Source organism: Microbacterium sp. NPDC097977, assembly GCF_040302605.1.
In the GTDB taxonomy this organism is placed as follows: Bacteria; Actinomycetota; Actinomycetes; order Actinomycetales; family Microbacteriaceae; genus Microbacterium.
Genome location: NZ_JBEOUR010000132.1, coordinates 1 through 3059 on the forward strand (window position 1 = coordinate 1; position 3059 = coordinate 3059).

Below are 3059 nucleotides of genomic sequence, written 5' to 3' on the forward strand. Positions count from 1 at the left end.
CGCCGTGGAACACCGCCTCACCCTTGATCAGGTCGAGGAGTGTCTGGCGGTCTGCGTCGAGTGCGGTCACGGCATCCAGTGTAGGAGGCGCGGGGCTCGTGTTCGGCGGGAAGTCTGCGTGTCCGATGCCGCGACTCCGCCGTCCGACACCGCAACTCATCCGTCCGATGTCGCAACTCCACCGTCCGATGGCGCAACTAGGCTTGACGCATGCGCTTGGCCACCTGGAACGTCAACTCCATCCGCACCCGCGTCACCCGCACCGTCGAATTCGCCGTGCGCGAAGACATCGACGTGCTGGCGATGCAGGAGATCAAGTGCAAACCCGAGCAGTTCCCGTACGGCCCGTTCGAAGAGGCCGGGTACCACGTCGAGGTGCACGGCCTGAATCAGTGGAACGGCGTCGCGATCGCGAGCCGTCTGCCGGTCACCGACGTGCGCACCGCGTTCGACGGCATGCCCGGGTTCGCGAAGGGGCATGAGGGTCCGGATGCTCCGCTCGAAGCCCGAGCGCTCGGCGTCATGGTCGACGGCGTGCGCGTATGGAGCCTGTACGTTCCCAACGGCCGCTCGCTCGACGATCCGCACTACGCGTACAAGCTGCACTGGCTCGAGGAGCTCAAGAAGGCGACCGCGGCCGAGCTTGCGGCGAACCCCGAGCTGCCGCTCGCCCTGGTCGGCGATTTCAACATCATCCCGTTCGACGTGGACAACGGCGACCCCGACATCGTCGAGGGAGTCTCGACGCACGTGTCGCCCGAGGAGCGCCAGGCGTTCTTCGCGTTCCAGGATGCGGGGCTGACCGACGTGGTGCGTCCCCTCATCCCCGAGGGCTTCACCTACTGGGACTACCAGCGCCTGAAGTTCCCGCGCAACGAGGGCGTGCGCATCGACTTCGTCCTCGGCTCGAAGACGCTGGCCGATGCCGTGAGCGGCGCATCGATCCACCGCGACGAGCGCAAGGGCGAGCAGCCCAGTGACCACGTCCCGGTGGTGGTCGAATTCGACCTGGGCGGCGGGGCCGAAGACGACGACGACCTGCCCATGATCTTCTCCTGAGCCGGCCCTGAGCGGCGACGAGACGAAGGGCCGACCAAAGCACCCGCTCATTGAGCGAGCGAAACATCCCGATCACCGACCGACAAAAGCACCCTCTCATTGAGCGAGCGAAGCGAGACGAAATGCGCCTGATAGCCACCGACCTCGACGGCACGCTGCTCGACTCCACGTCGTCCGTCTCCCCGCGCACCAGGGCGGCACTCGACGCGGCCCGGGCCCGCGGCATCCACGTCGTGCCGGTCACGGCCCGCCAACCGATCGGCCTGCGCACCATCGCCGCCGATGCGGCCTTCGCCGGGTGGGCGCTGTGCAGCAACGGCGCCTATGCGGTGCATCTCACAGACGGGCGGATGCTGTTCGCCGAGGAGCTGCCCGCTGAGACGATCCGCACGCTGGCCGAGGCGCTGCGGGCGAGCATCCCCGGTCTGCTGTTCGCGAGCGTGCGCGACGCCGGTGAGACTTTCGTCGCCGAGCACGGTTATGCCGAGATCGCGGATCTCACCGACCACAAGCGCGATCCGAAGACGATGGGCGGCGTGCCCCTCGATGAGGTGGTGTCGGCGCCGAGCCTGAAGTTCGTGATCCGGCATCCGGAGCTTGCGCCACCGGTGCTCTACGACGCGCTGCGTGCACTCGACCTCGACGGTTTCGAAGCGACACTCTCGGGTGCGCCGTTCCTCGAGGTCATGGCCGAGGGCGTCACCAAGGCCAGCGGGCTCGCCCGCCTCTGCATGCACCTCGGCATCGACCGCGGCGATGTCATCGCGTTCGGCGATGCCCTCAACGACGTCGAGATGCTGCGGTGGGCAGGTCTCGGCGTCGCGATGGGCGGTGCCGACGACATCGTGCAGGATGCCGCCGACGAGACGACCTCCTCGAACGACGACGACGGCGTCGCCAGGGTGATCGAGCGGATCCTCGCGATCGACTGACGCACCGAGGGCCCTGACCCGCAACGCCGTCAAGAGCATGCGCATTGCCCTTCCATCACGGTGACGTACCCCGTCAGAACAGATCCAACCCGAAGGCGATCTGAATCAGCCCCATCAGTGCGACGTCTATTCCGACGAACATAATCATCTTCGGGCTTTCGCCGGGGTTCAGCAACGCTTCTGCGAGCGCCTCGCTGAAGAGGCGATAACTCGCTCGCCTCAAGAACCGCCAGTAGCGCTTGTGAAAGACAGCAATGAGGATGCCGAGTACTCCACAGATGATCCCTGAAATCAGCAAAACAGCTCACGCCCCGACCATCTGCATAATCCCAACAATACCGAACGCGAACATTGCGACTCCGAGACCGGCAATGAGAACACCCACGACGCCCATCATGAAAGGGGTCTGCCGGCCCGCCGACACACTCGCCGCTTTTTCCCCGAACATCCTCTTCTGCGATCTGTACATGAGCTCGTTGAGCGGTTTGCGCTTCCACACGGTCGCCATTCCTGAAAGAAATACGCCAACCCCGACGATCAGATTGGGAAGAATCGTTTCAATCGGCATCACTAATCTGTCCCGCCTCTCCCGCCTGTCCCGACCAAAGGGCTATCGATACAGCGATAGTGCCGAGGGTCGCGAGCGCTCCCAGCACCAACATACGTCCGGCGAGGTCCCAAATCAGAAAGTACAACAGAAGGCTCCCGCACAGAAACGAAACAAGGTTGCCGGCGACTGCATAAAGCAAACATTCGAGTAGTGATTTCTGGCCGTTCGGCTTCGTGCGCAGCATAATCGCCTCGCTCACCAAAGCGGCGGGCACGCCCCCGACGATGAAAATGAGAACTGAAGCGAGACCACTGCGGACTACTTGCGCCGAAGGTTGGATGGATTCCGATTGCAGCTCGATCACGAAGTGACGCGTAATGCCCACAATAATGGCCGTCGTGACTATGGCCGCGAACAGGGGCCATCTGGTTGACTTCACTCGCTTCACTCGCTTCACATGCGCCACCATCGTCGTATAGTCCTTCGAAACTCTGCGCGCGCTGCACGATAGCTCCGGC

At 63.9% G+C, this 3059-nt stretch carries 4 protein-coding genes; 2 read left to right on the top strand and 2 right to left on the bottom strand.

What is annotated here, in order from left to right; genetic code table 11:
• Positions 1 to 210: 210 nt before the first annotated feature.
• On the top strand, positions 211 to 1059 hold the full coding sequence (locus ABTZ43_RS17090) for an exodeoxyribonuclease III (RefSeq protein WP_056415060.1): 849 nt from the start codon (positions 211 to 213) through the stop codon (positions 1057 to 1059).
• Positions 1060 to 1181: 122 nt separating this feature from the next.
• Positions 1182 to 1991, top strand: a complete 810-nt coding sequence (locus tag ABTZ43_RS17095; protein ID WP_350539630.1) for a Cof-type HAD-IIB family hydrolase — start codon at positions 1182 to 1184, stop codon at positions 1989 to 1991.
• Between the two features lie 304 nt (positions 1992 to 2295).
• Here the strand turns inward: ABTZ43_RS17095 and ABTZ43_RS17100 are convergent, their stop codons facing one another.
• Together ABTZ43_RS17100 and ABTZ43_RS17105 are read right to left on the bottom strand one after the other, a co-directional pair.
• Positions 2296 to 2559 (bottom strand): hypothetical protein, encoded by a 264-nt coding sequence (locus tag ABTZ43_RS17100; protein ID WP_350539631.1) that lies wholly within the window; start codon positions 2557 to 2559, stop codon positions 2296 to 2298.
• Positions 2549 to 3059 (bottom strand): hypothetical protein (locus tag ABTZ43_RS17105; protein WP_350539632.1); only part of this gene is annotated, 511 nt, incomplete at its 5' end. The genes ABTZ43_RS17100 and ABTZ43_RS17105, both read right to left, overlap by 11 nt.